Annotated in this window: 22 protein-coding genes; 20 read left to right on the top strand and 2 right to left on the bottom strand. The window is 27.4% G+C overall.

Features of this window, described 5'->3' with window-relative positions:
• The first annotated feature begins 5 nt into the window (after nucleotides 1-5).
• The 3 genes from AC4FQ1_RS05550 to pfkA all read left to right on the top strand — a co-directional run bounded on the left by AC4FQ1_RS05550 (nucleotide 6) and on the right by pfkA (nucleotide 3,769).
• Nucleotides 6-1,163 carry an iron-containing alcohol dehydrogenase gene (locus AC4FQ1_RS05550; RefSeq protein WP_303127946.1) on the top strand — a complete coding sequence of 386 codons (1,158 nt, stop codon included), beginning with the start codon at nucleotides 6-8 and terminating at the stop codon, nucleotides 1,161-1,163.
• A 302-nt stretch (nucleotides 1,164-1,465) separates the two neighbouring features.
• Nucleotides 1,466-2,638, top strand: coding sequence for an iron-containing alcohol dehydrogenase (locus AC4FQ1_RS05545; RefSeq protein ID WP_491169169.1), 1,173 nt, complete (start codon nucleotides 1,466-1,468; stop codon nucleotides 2,636-2,638).
• A gap of 180 nt (nucleotides 2,639-2,818) precedes the next feature.
• Nucleotides 2,819-3,769 carry a 6-phosphofructokinase gene (gene pfkA / locus AC4FQ1_RS05540; RefSeq protein WP_303127940.1) on the top strand — a complete coding sequence of 317 codons (951 nt, stop codon included), beginning with the start codon at nucleotides 2,819-2,821 and terminating at the stop codon, nucleotides 3,767-3,769.
• A gap of 56 nt (nucleotides 3,770-3,825) precedes the next feature.
• Here the strand turns inward: pfkA and AC4FQ1_RS05535 are convergent, their stop codons facing one another.
• A complete protein-coding gene (locus tag AC4FQ1_RS05535; RefSeq protein WP_491169168.1) occupies nucleotides 3,826-4,113 on the bottom strand; it encodes a phage holin family protein in 288 nt (95 codons plus the stop codon).
• Between the two features lie 371 nt (nucleotides 4,114-4,484).
• Here AC4FQ1_RS05535 and AC4FQ1_RS05530 point away from each other — a divergent pair, with 371 nt between their 5' ends.
• The 5 genes from AC4FQ1_RS05530 to queF are packed head-to-tail and all read left to right on the top strand — an operon-like array spanning nucleotide 4,485 to nucleotide 7,385.
• The gene (locus tag AC4FQ1_RS05530; protein WP_303127936.1) at nucleotides 4,485-4,946 is read left to right on the top strand and encodes a 6-carboxytetrahydropterin synthase; all 462 of its coding nucleotides are present in this window, start codon (nucleotides 4,485-4,487) and stop codon (nucleotides 4,944-4,946) included.
• On the top strand, nucleotides 4,946-5,602 hold the full coding sequence (locus AC4FQ1_RS05525; RefSeq protein WP_491169167.1) for a radical SAM protein: 657 nt from the start codon (nucleotides 4,946-4,948) through the stop codon (nucleotides 5,600-5,602). The genes AC4FQ1_RS05530 and AC4FQ1_RS05525 overlap by 1 nt, the downstream gene beginning before the upstream one ends.
• A gap of 4 nt (nucleotides 5,603-5,606) precedes the next feature.
• Nucleotides 5,607-6,215 (top strand): GTP cyclohydrolase I FolE, encoded by a 609-nt coding sequence (gene folE / locus AC4FQ1_RS05520; RefSeq protein ID WP_491169166.1) that lies wholly within the window; start codon nucleotides 5,607-5,609, stop codon nucleotides 6,213-6,215.
• Nucleotides 6,216-6,217: 2 nt separating this feature from the next.
• Nucleotides 6,218-6,874 carry a 7-cyano-7-deazaguanine synthase QueC gene (gene queC, locus AC4FQ1_RS05515; RefSeq protein WP_491169165.1) on the top strand — a complete coding sequence of 219 codons (657 nt, stop codon included), beginning with the start codon at nucleotides 6,218-6,220 and terminating at the stop codon, nucleotides 6,872-6,874.
• 16 nt (nucleotides 6,875-6,890) lie between these two features.
• On the top strand, nucleotides 6,891-7,385 hold the full coding sequence (queF, locus tag AC4FQ1_RS05510; protein WP_303127925.1) for a preQ(1) synthase: 495 nt from the start codon (nucleotides 6,891-6,893) through the stop codon (nucleotides 7,383-7,385).
• A 103-nt stretch (nucleotides 7,386-7,488) separates the two neighbouring features.
• Here the strand turns inward: queF and AC4FQ1_RS05505 are convergent, their stop codons facing one another.
• Nucleotides 7,489-8,253, bottom strand: coding sequence for a DeoR/GlpR family DNA-binding transcription regulator (locus tag AC4FQ1_RS05505; RefSeq protein ID WP_491169164.1), 765 nt, complete (start codon nucleotides 8,251-8,253; stop codon nucleotides 7,489-7,491).
• A gap of 150 nt (nucleotides 8,254-8,403) precedes the next feature.
• Here AC4FQ1_RS05505 and AC4FQ1_RS05500 point away from each other — a divergent pair, with 150 nt between their 5' ends.
• The 12 genes from AC4FQ1_RS05500 to ssnA all read left to right on the top strand — a co-directional run bounded on the left by AC4FQ1_RS05500 (nucleotide 8,404) and on the right by ssnA (nucleotide 23,098).
• Entirely contained in the window at nucleotides 8,404-9,306 is a 903-nt protein-coding gene (locus AC4FQ1_RS05500) for a glycyl-radical enzyme activating protein (protein WP_491169163.1), read from the top strand.
• Between the two features lie 15 nt (nucleotides 9,307-9,321).
• On the top strand, nucleotides 9,322-11,727 hold the full coding sequence (locus AC4FQ1_RS05495) for a glycyl radical protein (RefSeq protein ID WP_491169162.1): 2,406 nt from the start codon (nucleotides 9,322-9,324) through the stop codon (nucleotides 11,725-11,727).
• Between the two features lie 62 nt (nucleotides 11,728-11,789).
• Nucleotides 11,790-12,470: a fructose-6-phosphate aldolase gene (locus tag AC4FQ1_RS05490; protein WP_491169161.1), complete on the top strand. Its 681-nt coding sequence runs from the start codon at nucleotides 11,790-11,792 to the stop codon at nucleotides 12,468-12,470.
• A 138-nt stretch (nucleotides 12,471-12,608) separates the two neighbouring features.
• Nucleotides 12,609-13,319: a selenium cofactor biosynthesis protein YqeC gene (gene yqeC / locus AC4FQ1_RS05485; protein ID WP_491169160.1), complete on the top strand. Its 711-nt coding sequence runs from the start codon at nucleotides 12,609-12,611 to the stop codon at nucleotides 13,317-13,319.
• 22 nt (nucleotides 13,320-13,341) lie between these two features.
• Nucleotides 13,342-13,929 (top strand): nucleotidyltransferase family protein, encoded by a 588-nt coding sequence (locus AC4FQ1_RS05480; protein ID WP_491169159.1) that lies wholly within the window; start codon nucleotides 13,342-13,344, stop codon nucleotides 13,927-13,929.
• Entirely contained in the window at nucleotides 13,926-14,732 is an 807-nt protein-coding gene (gene yqeB / locus AC4FQ1_RS05475; protein ID WP_303127906.1) for a selenium-dependent molybdenum cofactor biosynthesis protein YqeB, read from the top strand. The genes AC4FQ1_RS05480 and yqeB overlap by 4 nt, the downstream gene beginning before the upstream one ends.
• Nucleotides 14,733-14,735: 3 nt before the next feature.
• Nucleotides 14,736-15,536, top strand: coding sequence for an XdhC family protein (locus AC4FQ1_RS05470; protein ID WP_491148603.1), 801 nt, complete (start codon nucleotides 14,736-14,738; stop codon nucleotides 15,534-15,536).
• A 40-nt stretch (nucleotides 15,537-15,576) separates the two neighbouring features.
• The gene (locus AC4FQ1_RS05465; RefSeq protein WP_303127901.1) at nucleotides 15,577-17,361 is read left to right on the top strand and encodes a sigma 54-interacting transcriptional regulator; all 1,785 of its coding nucleotides are present in this window, start codon (nucleotides 15,577-15,579) and stop codon (nucleotides 17,359-17,361) included.
• 366 nt (nucleotides 17,362-17,727) lie between these two features.
• Nucleotides 17,728-18,930: a diaminopropionate ammonia-lyase gene (gene dpaL / locus AC4FQ1_RS05460; protein WP_303127898.1), complete on the top strand. Its 1,203-nt coding sequence runs from the start codon at nucleotides 17,728-17,730 to the stop codon at nucleotides 18,928-18,930.
• Between the two features lie 38 nt (nucleotides 18,931-18,968).
• Entirely contained in the window at nucleotides 18,969-20,156 is a 1,188-nt protein-coding gene (locus AC4FQ1_RS05455) for a YgeY family selenium metabolism-linked hydrolase (RefSeq protein WP_491169158.1), read from the top strand.
• 12 nt (nucleotides 20,157-20,168) lie between these two features.
• Nucleotides 20,169-21,755, top strand: coding sequence for an N-acyl-D-amino-acid deacylase family protein (locus tag AC4FQ1_RS05450; RefSeq protein WP_491148598.1), 1,587 nt, complete (start codon nucleotides 20,169-20,171; stop codon nucleotides 21,753-21,755).
• 14 nt (nucleotides 21,756-21,769) lie between these two features.
• The gene (gene ssnA / locus AC4FQ1_RS05445; protein WP_303127891.1) at nucleotides 21,770-23,098 is read left to right on the top strand and encodes a putative aminohydrolase SsnA; all 1,329 of its coding nucleotides are present in this window, start codon (nucleotides 21,770-21,772) and stop codon (nucleotides 23,096-23,098) included.
• The last annotated feature ends 38 nt before the right edge of the window (nucleotides 23,099-23,136 follow it).

Raw genomic sequence — 23,136 nt, 5'->3', positions numbered from 1 at the left:
AAGTTATGAATAACTTTGATTTTTATAATCCAACTCATATAGTATTTGGTAAAGATAGAATAAAGGATATAAATAATCTTGTACCAACAGATTCAAGAGTATTAATTCTTTATGGTGGTGGAAGCGTTAAAAAATTTGGAACATTAGATAAAGTAAAAGAAGCTTTAGGAGATAGAATTGTATTTGAATTTTCAGGAATTGAACCAAATCCAAAATATGAAACATTAATAAAGGCAGTAGATTTAATTAAGAAAGAAAAGATAGATTTTTTACTTGCAGTAGGTGGAGGCTCTGTTATAGATGGAACTAAGTTTATATCATTAGCATCACATTATGATGGAAATTTAACTGATTTATTAATACCAAACTTTACTTTAGAAAATATAAAAGTAGCACTTCCAATAGGAGTTGTATTAACATTACCTGCAACAGGTTCAGAGATGAATAGTGGTGCTGTTATAACATATGATAAGGGAAAATATAGTGTTTATAGTCCTTTAGTATTTCCAAAGTTCTCAGTATTAGAACCAGAAATAACATTTACTTTACCAAAAACTCAAGTTGCAAATGGTGTTGTTGACACATATGTTCATGTTCTTGAACAATATTTAACATATCCAGTTGATGCAAAATTTCAAGATAGAATGGCTGAGGGGATACTTTTAAGCTTAATTGAAATAGGAAGAAAAACTATTGATGAACCAGAAAATTATGACTTAAGGGCAAATCTTATGCTATGCGCAACTATGGCATTAAATGGATTGCTTAAGATGGGAGTTCCAGGAGATTGGAGTACTCATAAGATTGGTCATGCACTTACTGCTTTATTTGAAATTGACCATGCAAAAACTTTAGCAGTAGTTTTACCAGCATTATGGACTGTAAGAAAAGATAAAAAGAAAGCAAAATTAGTACAATATGCAGAAAGAATATTTAATATTACAGAAGGTAATGATGATTATAAAGCTGATATGGCTATACAAAAAACAAGAGAGTTTTTTGAAAGTCTTGATATAACTACTAAACTTTCAAATTATAATATAAATAAGGAACAAATTGAATTAGTAGTTGATTCATTAAAGAAACAAGGACTAACTAATTTATCAGAAACAGGAGATTTAACACCTAATATAGTAAGAGAAATATTAATAGAAGCGTTATAAAAAATAAAAAACCAATTAATGATAAATTAATTGGTTTTTTATTTAAGGTTTAATGAGATACCTTTAATATAATAATTCTGTTTTATTTATGTTAACTATAAGTTTTTCTTAATATTATAAATATTTCATTAGTTTATAGTAAACTTTAATTAATAGAATTATTTATATGTTTTATTTACTTATCAATAATAATTAAATTTAAATGTATTTAAGTTATTATTAATTATTGGTTTAAAGAATTTGTAGGCTAATATATAAAATGCAAAAATATAAATTCTATTTTAGAAACTTAAATTTTATGTATGAAAGGAATGAGGAGTATGAATAATTTTGATTTTTACAATCCAACTCATATAGTATTTGGAAAGGATAGAATAAAGGAGCTAAGTAGTCTTGTGCCAAATGATTCAAGAGTATTAATTCTTTATGGTGGTGGAAGTGTTAAAAGGTTTGGAACTTTAGAAAGGGTAAAAGAAGCTTTAGGAGATAGAAGTGTATTTGAGTTTTCAGGAATTGAACCAAATCCAAAATACGAAACATTAATAAAGGCAGTAGATTTAATTAAGAAAGAAAAAATAGATTTTTTACTTGCTGTAGGTGGAGGTTCTGTTATTGATGGAACTAAGTTTATATCATTAGCTTGCAATTATGATGGAGATTTAACTGATGTTTTATTAAGGGAAGTATCAGGAAAAATCAAAAAAGCTTTACCTATAGGAGTTGTACTAACTTTACCAGCAACAGGCTCAGAAATGAATAGTGGTGGAGTTATAACATATGATAAAGGAAAATTTGTAATTGGAAATCCTTTAGTTTTCCCTAAGTTTTCAATATTAGAGCCTGAAATCACATTTACTTTACCAAAAACTCAAGTTGCAAATGGGGTAGTTGATACATTTATTCATGTTGTTGAACAATATGTAACATATCCAGTTGATGCAAGATTTCAAGATAGAACAGCAGAAGGAATACTTAAAACTTTAATTGAAATCGGTAAAGATACAATTGAAAATCCAAATGATTATGATTTAAGAGCAAATCTTGTTTTATGTGCAACAATGGGACTAAATGGTTTAATAGCTATGGGGGTTCCAGAAGATTGGAGCACTCATATGATAGGACATGAACTTACAGCTTTATATGGAATAGATCATGGGAAAACTTTAGCAATAGTTCAACCAGCATCATGGAGTGTAAGAAAGAAGGAAAAGAAGGAAAAGTTATTGCAGTATGCAGATCGTGTATTTAACATAAAAGATGGGGATGAAGATAGTAGAATTGAAATGGCTATAAGTAAGACAAGAGAATTTTTTGAAAGTTTAGGAGTTAAAACAAAGCTTTCAGATTATGGTTTAGATGAAAAAAATATTGATGAAGTAATAAATTCATTACAAAAACATGGACTTACAAACTTAGGAGAAAATGGAGATGTAACATTAGAAGTATCAAGAGAAATATTAAATAAAGCTTTATAAATTTTTATGGTAAAGTTAATTTAATTAAATTGAAGAAATATCATATTAAAGTTTTAAAAATGAAAAATTTTTATAAATTTACCGGTTAACTATTTATAATTTTGCAAAAAAGTATTATTATAATAATATAAGTGTATACAATTACATTAGCAAAATTATGGATATACAGAGGAGAAATTTATGAAGATTGGAATTTTAACAAGCGGTGGAGATGCTCCAGGAATGAATGCAGTTATTCGTGCTATAGTAAAGGTTTCTAATAACTATGGTATTGAGACTTTTGGAATAAAGAGAGGTTATACAGGTCTTTTAAATGAAGAAATTAAAAAGATTGGTGAATTTGATGTAGATTATATTTCAGAAGCAGGAGGAACTATACTAAAAACATCTAGATGTCCAGAATTTACGACAGTAGAAGGAAGAATGAAAGCAATAGAAAATTTAAAAAAATATAATATAGATGCTGTAATTGTAATTGGTGGAGATGGTTCTTTTCAAGGAGCAAATAAATTACATGAATTAGGTGTAAAGGTTATTGGAATTCCTGGAACTATCGATAATGATTTAGAGTATACAGATTATTGTATTGGTTTTGATACAACTTTAAATACAGTATTAGAATGTATAAGTAAGATAAAAGATACAGATGCATCACATGAAAAGCCAACAATAGTTGAGGTTATGGGGAGATACTGTGGAGATTTAGCTCTATATTCAGCAATGGCTGGTGGTGGCGATATAATATCAACACCAGAGAGAAAATTAAGTTTTGAAGAAATTGCACAAAAGCTTAAAAAGAATATAGAAAAAGGAAAGCAAGACAGTATTATAATAATAACTGAAAGAATGTATAATATAGAAGATCTTCAAAGATATTTAGAAGAAACATTAAATATTGGAGTAAGAAACACGGTTTTAGGATTTATACAAAGAGGTGGAAATCCATCTGCTTTTGATAGAGTTTTAGCATCAAGAATGGGTATTCATGCTGTAGAGCTTCTTAGAAAAAATGAATCTGGAAAAGCAGTAGGAATTCAAGACAATAATATGATAAGTGTTGATATATGTGATGTAAATAAGAAAAGAGACATAAAGGAAAGCAAGTACAATCTTATGGAATTGCTTTTATAAGATAAATATAGATTTAGTTTACGCATAAAATAAAAAGGACATTTTTAATGTCCTTTTTATTTTTTATTATTTTCACTATTGGTATAATTAGATTCATTTATAAGGTTTTTAAACATTTGATGGACTCCTGTACTTGCAAGTCCAGAAAACATACCAGCAAGAATTATATCTAAAGTAATTGATTTGTTTATAAAGATATTTAATGATAAACCAAGTATTAGCATAATTAATGGGATATATTTATTAGGAATAAAATCTAAGCTACTTTTAATTACATAGCCAATGCATAAACAAATTCCAACTATAGTAGGAATGCAATAATTTTGCAAAAAACCTAAATCCATATTTAAGCCTCCATGTTTTAGAATTAATATATATTATTTAAAATATTTTAAATTTGATATAAAACAATTTGGGTTGATTATAATAAATTTTTGAATTAAAATTATATTATGGCAAAAATAACTTAATAAGACAGTTCGAAACCATCCTGTCTATAAACAAAACTAGGATTATAATATATTATATATATATTTTATTTGTTTATTAGGGCAGTTTATGCCCTTTTTTTTATGCAAAAAATATTAAATTAATTATATGGCTATAATTATTGATTTAATGTTTTAGTTTATAAAATGAATTTTATAATGTATTAATAAAATACAGATTTAGAAATGTCTTATTTAGTTAAATAATTAAATAAGGAGAAAATTTTATGAGTTATTTTTTAGAAGGAGAAGAAAGTTTTGATTCAAGTCATTTTTTAAAAGGACATTCTGGTAAATGTAAAAATTTACATGGGCATCGTTGGAGGGTAAAGTATGGACTAAAAGCAGAAAATCTAATAGAGAGTGGTAGCTCTAAAGGAATGATAATAGATTTTTCTGATATTAAAAATATAATAAAAGAGTATTTTAAAAATTATGATCATGCTTTAATTTTTACTGATGAAAATGTAACAAATGAAGAAAGAATTTTTATAGATGCATGTAGAAGGATGAATTTTAAAATAGTTAATATTTCTGTTAGATCAACAGCAGAAAATATGTGTAAATTATTTTTTTGTGAACTTGAAAATGAGCTTTCAAAAGTAATTAAAAATAAAAATTTTAAAATTGATTATATAACTGTATATGAAACACCAAATAATAAAGCAACATATAGGGAGTGTAATTAATGAAAGTAGTTGAAATTTTTCAAAGTATAGATGGAGAAGCAAATAGAGCTGGTTTTATCACTAATTTTATAAGACTTTCTGAATGTAATTTAAGATGTTCATATTGTGATACTTGTTATGCACAAAATGAATCAGATGGTGTAGAAATGAATGTAAATGAGATTTTAAATAAGCTTGATTTTAATATAAAAAATGTAACATTAACAGGTGGAGAGCCACTTTTACATAAAGAAAATGCTAGTTGCTTATTAAAAAAATTAATAGAAAATGGATTTAATGTAAGTGTAGAAACTAATGGTTCTATAAATATTAAGGAGTATATAGAAGAATTTCCAACTGTATCTTATATAGTTGATTACAAAAGCCCTTCAAGTAATATGGAAAATAAAATGATATTAGAAAATTTTGAGGTTGTAAGAAATATAGATTGTGTAAAATTTGTTGTTTCTAATTTAGAAGATTTAAAAACTATGGAAAAAATATATAAGGAAAAAAATTTAGAAGATAGAAATATTAATGTATTTGTTAGTGCAGTATTTAATGAAATTAATCTTGAAGATATAGTGAATTATTTGAAATTAAGAAAATTAAATGGAATAAGACTTCAATTACAAATGCATAAAATAATATGGAATCCTATGAAAAAGGGAGTTTAAGAAAATGAATATTTGGAATTCAAAGGAAAAGGAAGAAAGAGCAATAGAGTTAGTTAGAGAACTTTTAGAATTAATTGGAGAAAATCCAAATAGAGAGGGATTAATTGAAACTCCAAAAAGATATGTAAATATGTTAAAGGAAGTTTTAGAAGGTAATAATTATTCCAATAAAGAAATAGCAGAAATGTTTAATAAATGTTTTAATGAAAGTTTTGAAATATCATATAGTGACGAAATGGTTATAGTTAAAGATATACCTATATTTAGTTATTGTGAACATCATTTAGCTTTAATGTATAACATGAAAGTTACAGTTGCATATATTCCTAATGGAAAAGTAATAGGACTTAGCAAAATAGCTAGAATTGCAGATATGGTAGGCAGAAGATTGCAACTTCAAGAAAAAATAGGTAAAGATATAGCAGAAATTATAGAAATTATAACTGAAAGTTCTGATATAGCAGTTATTATAGAAGGGGAACATTCCTGTATGACAACTAGAGGAATTAAAAAGAATGGATCATGTACTAAAACAAGTATTTATAAAGGAAAATTTAAAGAAAATATACTTTTAAGACAAGAGTTATTGTTAAATATGAAAGGTGGATTTTAGTAATGAATAAGGAAGAAGCAATAGTAGTTTTTAGTGGTGGACAAGATAGTACAACTTGTTTATTTTGGGCAAAGAAAAAATATAAAAATGTAATTGCAGTATCTTTTGACTATGGTCAAAGACATAACCTTGAACTTGAATGTGCAAAAAATATTTGTAAAAAGTATAATGTGGAACATTATATATTAGATTTAAATTTGTTAAATCAATTAGCTCCAAATTCATTAACTAGAGTAGATATAGAAGTTGATAAAGAGGCGAAGAAAGATACAGTTCCAAATAGCTTTGTAGATGGAAGAAACCTTTTGTTTCTAAGTTTTGTTGCAATATTTGCAAAGCAAAGAGGAATAAATAATATAATTACAGGTGTTTCACAAAGTGATTTTAGTGGTTATCCAGATTGTAGAGATGTGTTTATAAAATCATTAAATGTTACATTGAATTTATCAATGGACTATCAATTTGAAATAATAACACCACTTATGTGGATAGATAAAGCAGAAACTTGGAAATTAGCGGATGATTTAGGTGTTTTAGATATAGTTAAAAATGAAACCTTAACTTGTTATAACGGAATAATAGGAAATGGATGTGGTCATTGTCCATCATGTACATTAAGGAAAAATGGTTATATAAAGTTTAAAAATAAATTTAAATAATGGGGGATTTTTTGTTATGCAAAATTTAAATAGAGAAAATGAAGGATTAACACTACTTGGAAATAAAAATACAAATTATGAATTTTCATATACACCAGAGGTTTTAGAAGTTTTTGAAAATAAACATAAAGATAATGATTATTTTGTAAAATTTAACTTTCCAGAGTTTACAAGTCTTTGCCCAATAACTGGACAACCTGACTTTGCAACAATATATATATCATATGTACCAAATATAAATATGGTAGAAAGTAAGTCTTTAAAATTATATTTATTTAGTTTTAGAAATCATGGAGATTTTCATGAAGATTGTATTAACATAATAATGAAAGATTTAATTAAAGTAATGGATCCTAAATATATAGAAGTTTGGGGAAAATTTACTCCAAGAGGCGGTATATCAATAGATCCTTATTGCAATTACGGTAAGAAAGGCACCAAATGGGAACAGGTTGCTTACAATAGATTAGTAAACCATGATCTTTACCCAGAAAAAATAGATAATAGATAATAGTGTATAAGGATATATTTAATTAAATATATCCTTATTAAATTTAAAAATATATAGATAGTTTTAATAAAAAATAAACTTATATATTAAATAACTAAGTTATTTATATAATATTTATACTTAATTTATTTATAATTTTTAATATTTTACTATCAGGCGTATTTTCTGTAATTATATAATTTATATCAGATAGAGTTCCAAATTTATAAGTTCCATCAAAATTAAATTTTCTATTTTCTATTAGAAGATAAGTTTTATTTGATGCTTCAATTATTGCTTTCTTAGTGTTACCTTCTTCTAAATCAAAGTTGCTTATACTTTTATCAAAAATGTTTATTCCACAACTTCCTATAAATGCTTTATTAAACCTATATTTAGAGATACCTTGTATAGCTTCAGAACCAACAACGCCTCCAAGTTTTTTGTTATACATACCGCCTATACAAATAACATCTATTTTAAGTTCAGGATTATTAAAAAGAGAAGTTATTTCAACCATATTAGTAACTAATGTTATTTTTTTTGAACTTTTAGATAATAATTCAGCAAGTAAGTAGTTTGTACTTGATATATCTAAAAATATAGTATCATTATCTTTTATATTTTCAAAAGCTTTATTGGCTATAATTTTTTTTGTATCTATATTATTTATAAGTCTATTAGAAATATTTGTGCTTTCAGCTAAATTTCTTGGAAGTATAGCACCACCATAAGTTCTTTCAACCAAACCTTCCTTTTCAAGTTTATTTAAATCTTTTCTTATCATACTTTCTGTAACATTAAATTTATTACTTAAATCTTTAACTAAGACTTTATTATTTTTTTTTACTAATTCTAATATTTCATTAAGTCTTTCTTCCATAAACATTTTAATTCACCTCATTATTATTATATATAAAATGAGAATAAATGAAAATAAATAAGAATTGAATATATTGACATTAATAATTAATAACTATAAAATATAGATAAATGATAATAAATAAAATTAAATGATAATAAATGGGAGGTGATTTATATGAACAAAGCTGTTGTGTGTGAAATAGAAAAATACGCTACACATGATGGTCCTGGAATTAGAACAGTAGTTTTTTTAAAAGGGTGTCCATTAAAATGTATATGGTGTGCAAATCCGGAAACTCAAAGAAAAGAAATTGATATTTATTATAACGAAAATAAGTGTGTAAAATGTAAAAGATGTATAAATTCATGCAATAATGATGCAATTATTTTTAAAAATAATAAAGTAGTAATAAACAGGAATAAGTGTATATTATGTGGCGAATGTATAAAAACATGTCTAATGTCTGCTTTAAATTTTGTAGGAAAAGAAAGAGATGTAAAAGAAGTGTTTGATGAAGTTTATAAAGATAATATTTTTTATAAGCAATCTGGTGGTGGAGTTACTATTTCGGGTGGGGAAGTTTTGATGAATAGTAAATTTGTATTAGAACTTCTAAATATGTGTAAGGAAAATTATATTAATACAGCTATAGAAACAAGTGGGTTTGGAGACTTTAATGATTTAAAGAATATAGCAAATCTTTGCGATACTGTTATGTTTGATATAAAAAGTACTGATGATAATATGCATAAGAAGTTTACTGGAGCAAGCAATAAAATTATATTAGATAATTTAAAAAAGTTAAGTAAAATTCATCATAATATAATTATTAGGATTCCTGTAATTACAGGTTTAAATGATAATGAAGAAAATATTTCAAAAACAGCAGATATAGCTATTGAAAACGATATAAAAGAAATTCATTTATTACCGTATCATTCATTAGGAAAAGACAAGTATAGACAACTTCAAAGAGATTATAAATTAAAAGAATTGAAGAACTTAAACGAAATTGACATAGAACATTTAAAAAATATTGTTCAAAATAAAGGCTTAAAATGTGTAATTGGTGGATAAGAGGAGGTTAAATTTATGAAAGTTTATGAGATTAGAAGTGAGAGAGTAAAGGCTTTAAGAGAATCAGTTTTATCACAAACACCTAGTGTTTGTATTGAAAGAGCTAGATATGTAACAGAGGCGTATAAGGAATATGAAAATGCTCCAGTTTATATAAAGAGAGCTAAGGCAGTTGAAAAAATATTAAAAAATATGACTATATACATTAAAGATGGAGAACTTATAGTTGGTAATCAGGCTTCGAATGAAAGAACTGCTCCAATTTTTCCTGAATATGCAGCAAAATGGATGGAAGATGAAATTAAAGAAAAAGGAAATTTTGATAAAAGGGAAGGAGATAACTTCCATCTTAATGAAGATGATATAGATGAATTATTAGAGATAGTAGATTATTGGAATGGAAAAACATTAAGAGATAAATGTTATGGAGAAATACCAAAAGAAATAGAAGATGCAATTTTAGTTAAAGTAATACATGGTGAAGGAAATATGACATCAGGAGATGGACATATAGTTCCAGATTTTGAAAAGGCACTTAATTTAGGATTAAAAGGTGTAATTGATGAAGCAAAGGAAAAGCTTAAAAATGTAGATATAAGTGAAAATGATGGATTAAGAAAAAAAGCATTTTTAGAGGGTGTAATTATAACTAATGAAGCAGTAATTAAATTTGCAAATAGATATGCAAATCTTGCTATGGAACTTGCTAAAAATGAAGATAACGAAAAAAGAAGACTTGAATTAATCAAAATCGCAGAAGTTTGTAGTATTGTTCCAGAAAATCCACCAAGAAGTTTTTATGAGGCTGTGCAATTAGTTTGGTTTATTCATTTAGTAATTCAAATTGAAAGTAATGGACATTCTGCATCACTTGGAAGACTAGATCAATATTTATATAAATATTATAAAAATGATATTGAAAAAGGCATCATAACAAGAGATGAAGCAAATGAAATATTACAGTGTTTATGGATAAAACTTTATTCAATATTAAAAGTTAGACCAACTTCACACTCAGGATATGGCGCTGGATATCCAACATATCAAAATGTAACTATTGGAGGCTCTAACTTTGATGGAAGTGATTGTGTTAATGAATTAAGCTATCTTATTTTAGAGAGTGTTGGAGAAGCAAAGCTTACTCAACCAAATCTTTCAGCAAGATTACATTCAAATAGTCAAGAAAAATTTATAAGAGAATGTGCAAATGTAATAAGAACAGGTTTTGGGATGCCTGCACTGCATACAGATGAAATAATAGTACCTGCACTTTTAAATAAGGGTGTAAGTTATAAAGATGCTTATAATTACACAATGGTTGGTTGTGTTGAAGTAGCAGTTCCAGGTAAATGGGGATATAGATGTACAGGAATGACATTTTTAAATATGATAAAAGCTTTAGAACTTACATTAAATGATGGTTTTGATAAGAGAACAGGAAAAACTCTTTTAACTGGAAATGGTAATCTTACAAACTTTAATACTTATAATGAACTTTGGGAAGCTTGGAATAAAAATATTAAATATTATACAAAACTTACAGTAGCCCTTGATAAACTTGCTGATACTCATCTTGAAGAATTTCCAGATATGTTATGCTCATCACTTGTAGATGATTGTATAGGAAGAGCTAAGAGCATAAAAGAAGGTGGCTCTGTATATGATTTTATTTCAGGTCTTCAAGTTGGACTTGCAAATGTGGCAAATTCCTTAGCTGCATTAAAGAGTGTAGTATATGAGAATAAATATTTAAGTAAGGAAGAAGTTATGAGTTCTTTAAATAATAACTTTGAAGGAGAAAATGGAAAAATAATTCAAAAGATATTATTAGAAGCACCAAAGTATGGTAATGATATAGACTATGTAGATAATATAGCAAAAGAAGCTTATGATACTTATATTAATGAAATAGTAAAATATGATACAACAAGAAAAGGAAAAGGTCCAATTGGTTGCAAATATGGCTTATCAACTTCTGGAATTTCATCAAATGTACCTATGGGAACAGTAACAGGAGCAACTCCAGATGGTAGAAAAGCATGGACTCCAGCAGCAGAGGGAGCATCACCAGTTCAAGGAACAGATGTAAATGGACCAACATCTGTATTAAAATCAATAACTAAACTTAAAACTATATTAATGACAGGTGGACAATTATTAAATCAAAAGTTTTCACCAGAATTATTAAAAGGAGATGCTCAATTTGAAAAGTTTGTAGCTTTAATAAAATCTTTTGTAGCAATGAAGGGATGGCATATACAATTTAATATAATTTCAACTGAAACATTAAGAGCAGCACAAAAGGACCCAGAAAAATACAGAGATGTAATAGTTAGAGTTGCAGGGTATTGTGCACAGTTTGTTACATTAGATCCTACAACTCAAGAAGACATAATATCAAGAACAGAAGAAGCATTATAAATTTAATTAAATAAAAATATTTTAAAGTGCAAAATTTATATATTAAAAGGGGAGAAATAATTATGATATACATGTTAGATACTGCAAATATAGCTGATATAAAGAGAGCTTTTGATTTATATCCAATAACAGGAGTAACAACAAATCCAACAATAATATCAAAGGAGAATAAAAAATTTTTAAGACTTTTAAAAGATATAAGAGAAATAATTGATAAAGATACAATGTTACATGTACAAGTTTTAGGTAAGACTTCAGAAGAAATGGTAAGAGAAGCTAAATATTTAAATAAAACTATAGGGGGAAATCTTTATATTAAAATTCCTGTAACTAAAGAAGGAATTAAAGCAATTAAAGTTTTAAGTAAAGATGGGATAAATATAACAGCTACTGCAATATTTACAGCTCAGCAAGCATTAATGGCTGCAGTAAGTGGTGCTAAGTTTGTTGCTCCATATGTAAATAGAATTGATAATATAAGTGGAAATGGTGTACAAGTAGTAAAGGATATTATTGATGAATTAAAACTTTATAGCTTAGATTGCAAAGTTTTGGCAGCATCATTTAAAAATGTTCAACAAGTCCATGAATTAAGCAAATATGGGGTTCATTCAGTAACTGTAAATCCAGAAATAATGGATAAAATGTTAGAGCATCCATTAACTGATTGGAGTGTTGAACAATTTATTAAAGATTGGGAAAGTGTATATGGTGAAGGTAATTTAACAACTGATGTAAAATAGTAAATTTAAAAATTTTATGTTATTAAGAAATTAATCGTCTATAAATTAATAATAATTTATAGACGATTTTTTATATATAAAAATTTGAAAAAATTTAAATAAATTGTATAATTAAACCAAGGGACTTTGGAGGAATTTATGAAAAATTTATTTGACTTAATTGATTTAAAAAATGGTGATATAGTTTCTGTTGTTGGATCTGGTGGAAAGACGACATTTATGTACAAATTATCTAAAGAGTTATCTAATAAAAAAGTTATTATAACTACCTCTACTAAAATGTTTATCCCAAAAGAAGATGAAAAATTTAATATTATATTTTTAAATGAATCTAAAAATATTAATTTAGAAAAAGGTATAAATTTTTTAATTGGAGAAATTGTTTCTGAAAACAAATTTCATACAAATGTAGAATTAATAAATGAAAATGTATATGGATTTGATTATTTATTAATAGAGAGTGATGGTTCAAAGAGAAAGCCATTAAAAGGTTGGAATGAAACTGAACCAGTAATAAGTAAGAGAACAAATAAAACAGTAGGAATAATACCTATAGATATTATAGGGAAAATTGCTAAAGAGGATATAATTCATAGAATAGAAAAGTTTTCAAAAATATCTCTTATATCAGAAGGAGAGGAAATAACTCCTGAGGCTATAGCAAATGTTATTTCAAGTAAAAATGGATTATTTAAAAATAGTGTTGGAGAAAAAATATTATTTTTAAATAAGATAGAGAATAAAAAACAATATGAAATGGCATGTAAGTTGCTAAAAATATTAGAGAGGAAAAATATAAATAAAATAATAGGTGGAAGTCTCTTAAATGAAAGTTATTTTTTATTTTAAGTTTTATATTGAGGTGTTTTAGTTGGTAGCAATAATTATGGCATCTGGGATGTCTAGAAGAATGAATGAAAATAAGCTTCTTATAAATTTATATAATAAGCCTTTAATAAGATGGACTATTGAATTAGCAAAAAGTTGTGATTTTGAAGATGTAATAGTAGTTTATAAAGATAAAGAAGTTAAAGATATAGCAGAGAATTTACAAGTTAAAACTATATATAATGGAAGGTTTAAATATGGACAAAGTGAAAGTATAAAATTAGCTTTAAGTTCTTTGAAAAAGGAATATGATGGATATATTTTTTTTACTGGAGATCAGCCTTTTATTAAAAAGGAAACTATTAAAATACTTATGAAAACGTTTATAAAGAGGGGTGGAATAATACTTCCAAAAGTAAATGGCAAAAATAAAAGTCCAGTAATTTTTTCAAGGGAATTTAAGTTTGAATTAATGAATATTGAAGGTGATATAGGTGGAAGAAATGTAATAAAAAATAACATTAAAAAAGTTACACCTGTTTATTTTAATAAAAGTATAGAGTTTTTTGATATTGATACAAAAGAAGATTTAAAAATGGCAAAAGCTATATATGAGGGGGAAAAGTTATGAAAGATGAAATAATAGTAGTAAGAGGTGCTGGAGATATAGCAACTGGGACTATTCAAAAACTTAAGAGGGCAGGATTTTCAGTGGTTTCACTTGAAGTTCAAAAACCTTCATCAATAAGAAGAAATGTATGTCTAAGTGAGGCTATATATGATGGCGAATGTACAGTTGAGGATATAATTGCTAAAAAGGCTGAGTCAATAGAAGAAATGCATAATGTATTAAAAGAAAATAAGGTATGTGTTATGGTTGACTCAAGTGGTGATTTAATAGAAAAAATAAATCCAATTGCAGTTGTTGATGGAACTTTATGCAAGAAAAATATAGGAACTAATAAAAGTATGGCTCCAATAACAATAGCATTAGGACCAGGTTATGAAGCTGGAAAAGATGTTGATATAGTTGTTGAAACAAATAGAGGACATAATTTAGGAAGACTTATATTTAAAGGGCCAGCTGAAAAAAATACTGGAGTTCCTGGAATTATAAAAGGGTATGGAAAAGAGAGGGTTGTTTATTCACCTTGTGAGGGATCATTACACATAATAAAAGATATTGGTGATGTAGTTGAAAAGGGTGAGCCAATATGTAAAGTTGGAAGTGAATATGTATATGCAACTATGAGTGGTTTGTTAAGAGGAATGATAAGAGAAGGGTTTTATGTAACTAAAGGATTTAAAATAGCTGATATAGATCCAAGAATAGAAGAAAAGAAAAATTGTGATTTAATTTCAGATAAAGCAAGATGCGTAGGTGGAGCAGCTTTAGAAGGAATACTTTATTTAAGAAGTATTATGGAGGTTTAAATTATGGAAGAGAGAATTTTGAGAAATATAACTATGGAATTAAATAATTGTAGAAAGGTTGCTCTTGCAATTATAACTGAAGCTGGAGGTTCAACACCAAGGAAAGCAGGGACAATGATGAGTGTTAATGAAGATGGAGTTATAGTAGGAACAATTGGTGGAGGAGCTGTTGAAGCAAGAGTAATAAAAGAGTGTAAAAATGCAATAAAAGAAGGAATAGGTACAAGCTTTGATTACAGATTAAATGAAAAAGGAAATCTTAAAATGACTTGTGGTGGAGATATTTCAGGGTACATAAAAGTGTTTATACCAAAACCAAAACTTATAATATTTGGGGCTGGACACATATCACAAAATATTATAAAAATAACAGATAGCATGAACTTTAGAAGAATAATAATAGAAGATAGAGAAGAATATAAAAGCTACGAAACATTTAAAAATGTTGATGAGTTCATAGTTACAGATGATGAGAATTATATTGAAAACATTGATTTTAAAGATTCTTTTGTAGTTTTAGCAACTAGAGGACATGCTAGTGATCGTAAATGGCTTAAAGCTGTTATAGATAAGCCATATAAATATATAGGGGTAGTAGGTAGTAAAAAGAAGGTTTCAGGATTGAAAGAATATCTTGTAGAAAAGGGAATTGAAGAAAAAATAATAAATAATATTCATATGCCAATAGGGCTTGATATATCAGATGGAACGCCAGAAGAAATAGCATTTAGTATAATTGCAGAAATATTATTTGAAAAAAACAATGGTAACTTAATATGTATGAAGGATAAATCAAAAAAATAATTTAATTAACTAAAATATTTCTAAAAGGGTGAAATTTTATATGAATAAAATAGGATTAAAAGATATTTCAGATGTTGTAAATGAATATGTTGTTTTACTTTCTAATGTATTAAAAATAGATGTTGAAATTGTAGATAATAATATGAATAGAATAGCAGCAACTGGAATCTATGAGAATCAAAGTGGTCAAAACATAGAGTTTTCAGGGTATGTTTATAAAGAAGCATTAAGATCTGGGGAACCAAAAGTTATTGAAAATCCTGGATTAGATATACTTTGCAAAAATTGCAAAGATAAGGGTAAATGTAAAGAGTGTATGGAAATATGTGTTCCTATAATATATGGAAATGATAAACTTGGAGTTATAGGACTTATATGCTCAACAGAAGAACAAAAAACTAGATTAATGGAAAATCTAAATACTAATTTAGAATTTTTAAAGAAAATAGCAGATTTTATAGCAATAAAAATAATGGAAGAAAGAGAAGTACTAGATAATAAAAATAATTTAGATTTTTTAAAACAAATAATAAATTCAGTAGATGATGGAATTATAACAATAAGTAAAGATCATAAGATGACATTAGTAAGCAATAAGGCTTTAACTATGTTAAATCTTACAATAGATGTATTAAATAAAGAAATAAAAATAGAAAACACTGGAGAATATTATCCTAGAGGAGAACTATTTAATTTAAAGATAGATAGAAAAAAATATTCAGTAGTTGGAAAAATAATATATAATTACATAAATTTTAAGGAGTGCGAAAAGATATTAATATTTAAGGAATTTAAAAGCGCACAAAAAGAAGCTGTTAATTTAACATTTGGTAAAAATAGAATTTCTTGTGATGAAATAATTGGTGAATCTCATCCAATGGTTCAATTAAAAAGTAAAATAAAGAAAATAGCTTCATCTAAATCAACAGTACTTATTACTGGGGATAGTGGAACAGGAAAAGAGTTAGTTGCAAGGGCAATACATGCAGAAGGTGATAGAAGAAATAAACCATTTATTGCTATAAACTGTGGAGCTATTCCAGAAAGTCTTTTGGAAAGTGAACTTTTTGGATATGCTAAAGGTGCATTTTCAGGAGCAAATTCAAATGGAAGAGTAGGTAAATTTGAACTTGCAAATAAAGGAGTAATTTTCTTAGATGAAATAGGAGATATGCCACTTTATTTACAAGTTAAGTTATTAAGAGTTCTTCAGGAAAGAACTTTAGTAAGAGTTGGATCAAATAAGCTTATAGATTTAGATATAAGAGTTGTTGCTGCAACTAATAAAAATTTAAAGGAGCTTGTTGAAAAAGGTGAGTTTAGAGAAGATTTGTACTATAGATTGAATGTAATACCTATAGAAGTTCCTCCTCTTAGAAAAAGAGATGATGATGTTATCTTAATAATAAATAAACTTATTAAGAAGTATAATAATTTATTTAATAAAGATGTTCATACAATAGAAAATGAAGTGTATAGAATATTAAAGGAATATAATTGGCCTGGTAATGTAAGAGAGTTACAAAATGTAGTTGAATTTATGGTAAATGTTGCAGGTGAAGATGGAATAATAAAAAAAGATATGATACCAAAATCTATATTAGATTTTGAAAAGAATAATGTAGATTTTGAAGTTAAAAATATAGAAGAAAATATAAAATTTGATAAAAATGAAATAAAACCTTTAAAGGATATGGAAATGGAATATATTGAAAAGGTATTAAATTTATGTGGTAAAGATACAGCAGGAAAGAAAAAAGCAGCTAAGATGCTTGGGATAGGTATTGCAACTTTATATAGAAAGATAGAAAGTCATAAAGAATAATTTTAAAATTTTATATTTATCATTTTGATAAAATTTAATATTATTTTGATATATAAGTATATAAACTTAGAAAAATAGAGGGTTACGGCCTAATTATCACTTTGACAATTAATTCTCAAAATGATAATTAGGCCTATTTTTATATAAAAAAAGAATAGGTTTATATAAAAAAATATAAGTTTAAATATTTACACTAAACTGTTAGTTTTATTGACTTTATAGAAATATTTTCAAAATAATTGTAGATTTAATTAACAATAAAAAATAGAGGTGGTTTTGGCATAGCAATTGCTATCAGTATAGTTATAAGGAATAAACTCTAGAAAATAGTGGGGGATAAAAAAATAACTTTAGGAGGATAATGCTATGGAAAAAATATTATGGAAAGAAAATACTTTACCAAAAACAGATAAAGAAGGATGTGTAAAATTTTTAAGTAAAGAGGAAGTATCAAAAGCTAGAAACTTTCACAAAAGTTTTTCAGAATATAAAGAAACACCATTAGTTAGCTTAGATCATTTAGCAAAAAAAATAGGACTTTCAGGAATTTACTTAAAAGATGAATCTTATAGATTTGGGTTAAACGCTTTCAAGGTTCTAGGTGGATCATTTGCGATGGGAAAATTTCTTGCTGATAAATTAGGAGAAGATATTGCAAATTTACCTTATGAAGTAATAACTTCAGATAAAGTAAGAGATAAATTAGGAGATATTACTTTTGTAACTGCTACAGATGGTAACCATGGAAGAGGAGTTGCTTGGACTGCAAATAGATTAAAACAAAAATCAGTAGTTTATATGCCAAAAGGATCATCAAAAACTAGACTTGAAAATATTAGAGCAGAAGGTGCAGAAGCTAGTATAACTGATATGAATTATGATGATGCTGTAAGACTTGCTGCTAAATATGCAGATGAACATAATGGAGTTGTTATTCAAGATACAGCATGGGAAGGATATGAAAAAATTCCTGCTTGGATAATGCAAGGTTATGGAACAATGGCTTTAGAGGCTGAAGAACAATTAAAGGAAAAAGGAATTGAAAAACCAACTCATATATTTGTACAAGCTGGTGTTGGTTCATTAGCTGGAGGAGTTCAAGGATTCTTTGCATCAGAATTTGGAGAGGATTGTCCAAAAACTGTTATAGTTGAAGCAAACTTAGCAGATTGTTTCTATAAATCAGCAGTAGCAAATGATGGTAAAGCAAGAGCTGTTGGTGGAGATATGCAAACAATAATGGCAGGACTTGCATGTGGTGAAGTTAATACAATAGGATGGGAAGTTTTAAAGAATCATGCAACTGCTTTTGTATCATGTCCTGATTGGGTTTCAGCAAAGGGTATGAGAATACTTGGAAATCCATTAAAAGGAGATACAAAGGTAACATCAGGAGAATCAGGAGCAGTAACAGCAGGTCTTTTATATGAAATTATGACAAATGAAGATTATAAAGATTTAAAAGAAGCTTTAGAGCTTGATGAAAATTCAAAAGTATTATTATTTAGCACAGAAGGAGATACAGATCCAGATAAATATAGAGAAATAGTTTGGGAAGGTAAATATTAAATTTTTAGATTATATATTTGAGCATGGAGGTGAACTTTATGTTAGACGAACAAAGAAAAGAAGAATTAATAAGTTTATGTCAAGAACTTATTAGAAATCAATCACTTTCAGGAGAAGAAGAAAATGTTGCATTAGCTATAAAAAATGCATTTGAAACACTTGGATATGATGAATGTTTTGTAGATTCTTATGGAAATGTTATTGGACATATTAAAGGAAAAAGAGAAGGTAAAAAAATTCTTTTTGATGGTCATATAGACACTGTACCAGTTCCAGATGATACAAAATGGTCCCATGCACCTTTTAGTGGAGAAAGAGTTGATGGAAAGATATATGGCAGAGGAACTTCAGATATGAAGGGGCAATTGTCAGCTATGATGGCGGCAGCAGCTTTCTTTGCGAAAGATACAAATAAGGATTTTGATGGAGATATATTTGTAGCAGGAGTAGTTTTTGAAGAAATATTTGAAGGTGTTTCAGCAAGAAAAATAAGCGAAGCTATAAAACCAGATTATGTAGTAATAGGTGAGTCATCAGAACTTAATTTAAAAATAGGACAAAGAGGTAGAGCTGAAATAGTAGTTGAAACTTTTGGAAAGCCAGCTCACTCAGCAAATCCTGAAAAAGGAATAAATGCTGTCTATAAAATGTCAAAAATAATTGAAAAAATACAAGAAATAGAACCAGTAGAGCATGATGTTTTAGGTAAGGGAATTTTAGTTTTAACAGATATAAAATCATCACCTTATCCAGGAGCATCAGTTGTTCCAGATTATTGTAAAGCTACTTTTGATAGAAGACTTCTAGTTGGTGAAACTAAAGAAGAAGTTTTAGCACCAATTCAAAAAATAATAGATGAGCTAAAGAAAGAAGATAAAGAATTTAATGCAAAAGTATCTTATGCAATAGGTACAGAAACATGTTATACAGGAGAAACAATTCATGGAGAAAGATTTTTCCCAGCATGGTTATATGATGAAGATGATGAATTTGTAAAAGCAGCTCTTAAAGGTTTAAGAGAAGCTGGAATAGAACCAGAAATCACTCAATATTCTTTCTGCACTAATGGATCACATTATGCTGGAGAAGCAGGTATTAAAACTATTGGTTTTGGTCCATCAAAGGAAAATTTAGCTCATACAATAGATGAATATATAGAAGAAGAACAATTATTTAAGGGAGCTGAAGGATACTACGGAATATTAAAATCTGTTTATAACAAATAGAGGGTGATTAACATGAAAATATTAATAAAAAATGGGTTTATAGCAGATGGAAGTGGAGAAAAAGGATGGATTGGAGATATCTTAGTTAATGGTAATAAGATAGAAAAAATAAATAAAAATATAGATGATAAATCTTATGATAGATTGATAGATGCTAAGGGGCTAGTTGTAGCCCCAGGATTTATCGATACACATTCACATAGTGATCTTAAGATACTTGAAAATCCATATAATGAGATAAAAATAAGACAAGGTGTAACTACCGAGGTTTTAGGACAAGATGGTATATCAATGGCACCTTTACCAAAAGAATTTATTTCACCTTGGAGAAAAAATTTAGCTGGTTTAGATGGTGAATCTGATGATATAAATTGGGAATATGAAACTACAGATGGATATTTAAAACTTATGGAGGAAAATGGAGTAGGCTTAAATGAAGCTTATTTAGTTCCTCATGGAAATATAAGAATGGAAGTTGTAGGACTTGGAAATACAGAAGTTACAGATAAAGAAATAAAGGATATGTGTAAAGTTCTAAGAAGAGAAATGGATGCAGGGGCATTTGGGCTTTCAACAGGTCTTATATATATGCCATGTGCATATTCTAAAACAAAAGAACTTATAGAACTTTGTAAAGTTGTTGCAGAATATGATGGAGTATTTGTAGTTCATCAAAGAAGTGAAGCAAATGAAATAATATCATCAATGAAAGAAGTAATAGAAATTGGTGAAAAATCAGGTGTAAGAGTTCATTTTTCTCATTTTAAGATTTGTGGAAAGAAAAATTGGAAACATATAAATGAAGTTATAAGTCTTCTTAAAGAAGCAGAAAAAAAGGGGATTAGGGTAACAGTTGACCAATATCCTTATATAACAGGAAGTACAATGCTTGGAGTAATTTTACCACCTTGGGCTCATGATGGTGGAACAGATAAGCTTATGAAAAGACTAGCATCAAAAGAAATGCGCGAAAGAATGATATATGATATGAAAAATGGAATAGAAGGTTGGGAAAACTTTCTTGAATTCATACCACTTGATTCAATATACATAACTTCTGTAAAAACAAAAAAGAATGAAGATGTTATAGGAAAAAACTTAGTTGAAATTGGACTTTTAAGAGGAAAAGACCCTTACAATGCAACATTTGATCTTTTATTAGAGGAAGAAAATGCTGTTGGAATGTATGACTTTTATGGTAAAGAAGAACAAATAATTGAATTTATGAAATTGCCAGAACAAAATGTTTGCACTGATGGATTATTATCAGGAAAACCTCATCCAAGAGCATATGGATCATTTCCAAGAATACTTGGTAGATATGTAAGGGAACTTAAAGTTATAACTCTTGAAGAAGGAGTTATGAAAATGTCTAGTAAAGCTGCAGAAGCTTTTGGTATAAAACTTAGGGGATATATAAAAGAAGGATATTTTGCGGATTTGGTTATATTTAATAAAGATACTGTAAGAGATGTTGGAACATATGAAAATCCAACTCAATATCCAGAAGGAATAGACTATGTAATTATCAATGGAAATATAGTTGTTGAGAAAAATAAGTACAATAGAGTAAAGGCTGGTATGGTATTAAGAAAATAATAGGGGGAGAGTTTATGTTAGTTGTAGGTAATGGAAGATTAATAACTCAAAATAATGAAAACCCATTTATAGATAATGGTGCCGTAGTAATTGATGGTGGAAAAATAATTGATTATGGAAATACTGAAAATATTCTTGAAAAATATAAGGAAATAGAATATTTAAATGCAGAAGGAAAAGTTATAATGCCAGGACTTATAAATACTCATGGACATATATATAGTGCTTTTGCAAGAGGGATGAATTTAGAAGGTCCAGTATCTAAAAACTTTATTGATATACTTAATAATCTTTGGTGGAGATTAGATAAGGCATTAACATTAGAAGATATAAAATATAGTGCTTATAGTACACTTATGGATAGCTTAAAGTATGGTGTAACAACATTTTTTGATCATCATGCTAGCCCACATGCTGTTGAAGGAAGTCTTTTTGAAATAGAAAAAGTTGCTAAGGAGCTTGGAATAAGAACTTCTCTTTGTTATGAAGTTTCTGATAGAGATGGAGAAGAAATCTTAGAAAAAGGAATAAAAGAAAATGTAGATTACATAAAGCATTGTAAGGAAGAAAATAATAATATGAATTCAGCAATGTTTGGATTACATGCAAGTTTTACTCTTTCAGATAAGTCACTTGAAAAATGTGTAAAGGCAGCAGAAGGATTAGATTGTGGATATCATATTCATGTAGCAGAAGGAATTGCTGATGAAGAGGATTGTATAGAAAAGTATGATATGAGAGTTGTTGAAAGACTTAATAAGTTTGGAATACTTGGTGATAAGACTTTAACAATTCACTGTATACATGCTGATGAAGATGAAAGAGAATTACTTTTAAAAACAGGTACTTCAGTAGTTCATAATCCTGAATCAAATATGGGAAATGCAGTAGGAGTATCTCCTGTAATAAAACTTATAAAAGAAGGAGTTACAGTAGGTCTTGGAACTGATGGATATACACAAGACATGTTTGAATCAATGAAAGTTTGTAATATAATTCATAAACATCATCTTAGAAATCCTTCAGTTGCATGGGGAGAAACTCCAATGATGTTATTTGATAATAATAGAAAAATTGCACAGAAGCATTTTGAGGGAATGTTTGGAATAATTAAAAAGGATGCTAATGCTGATGTAATAGTAGTAGATTATAATCCTTTAACTCCAATGAATGCAAGCAATTATAACTCACATATTTTGTTTGGAATGATGGGAAAATCAGTTGATACAACAATAGTTAATGGAAAAATTGTTGTAAGAAGAGGTCAAATTGTTAATGTAGATGAAAATAAAATATTAGAAAAAACAAGAGAGTTAAGTGCTGAATTATGGAATAGAGCATAATAATGAAATTTTAATATTTTAAGTAATAATAATCCTTT

This window comes from Clostridium sp. TJA020 (genome assembly GCF_058310295.1).
The sequence above is the reverse complement of the archived record's forward strand: the minus strand, read 5'-3'. Positions and strand labels throughout refer to the sequence as shown.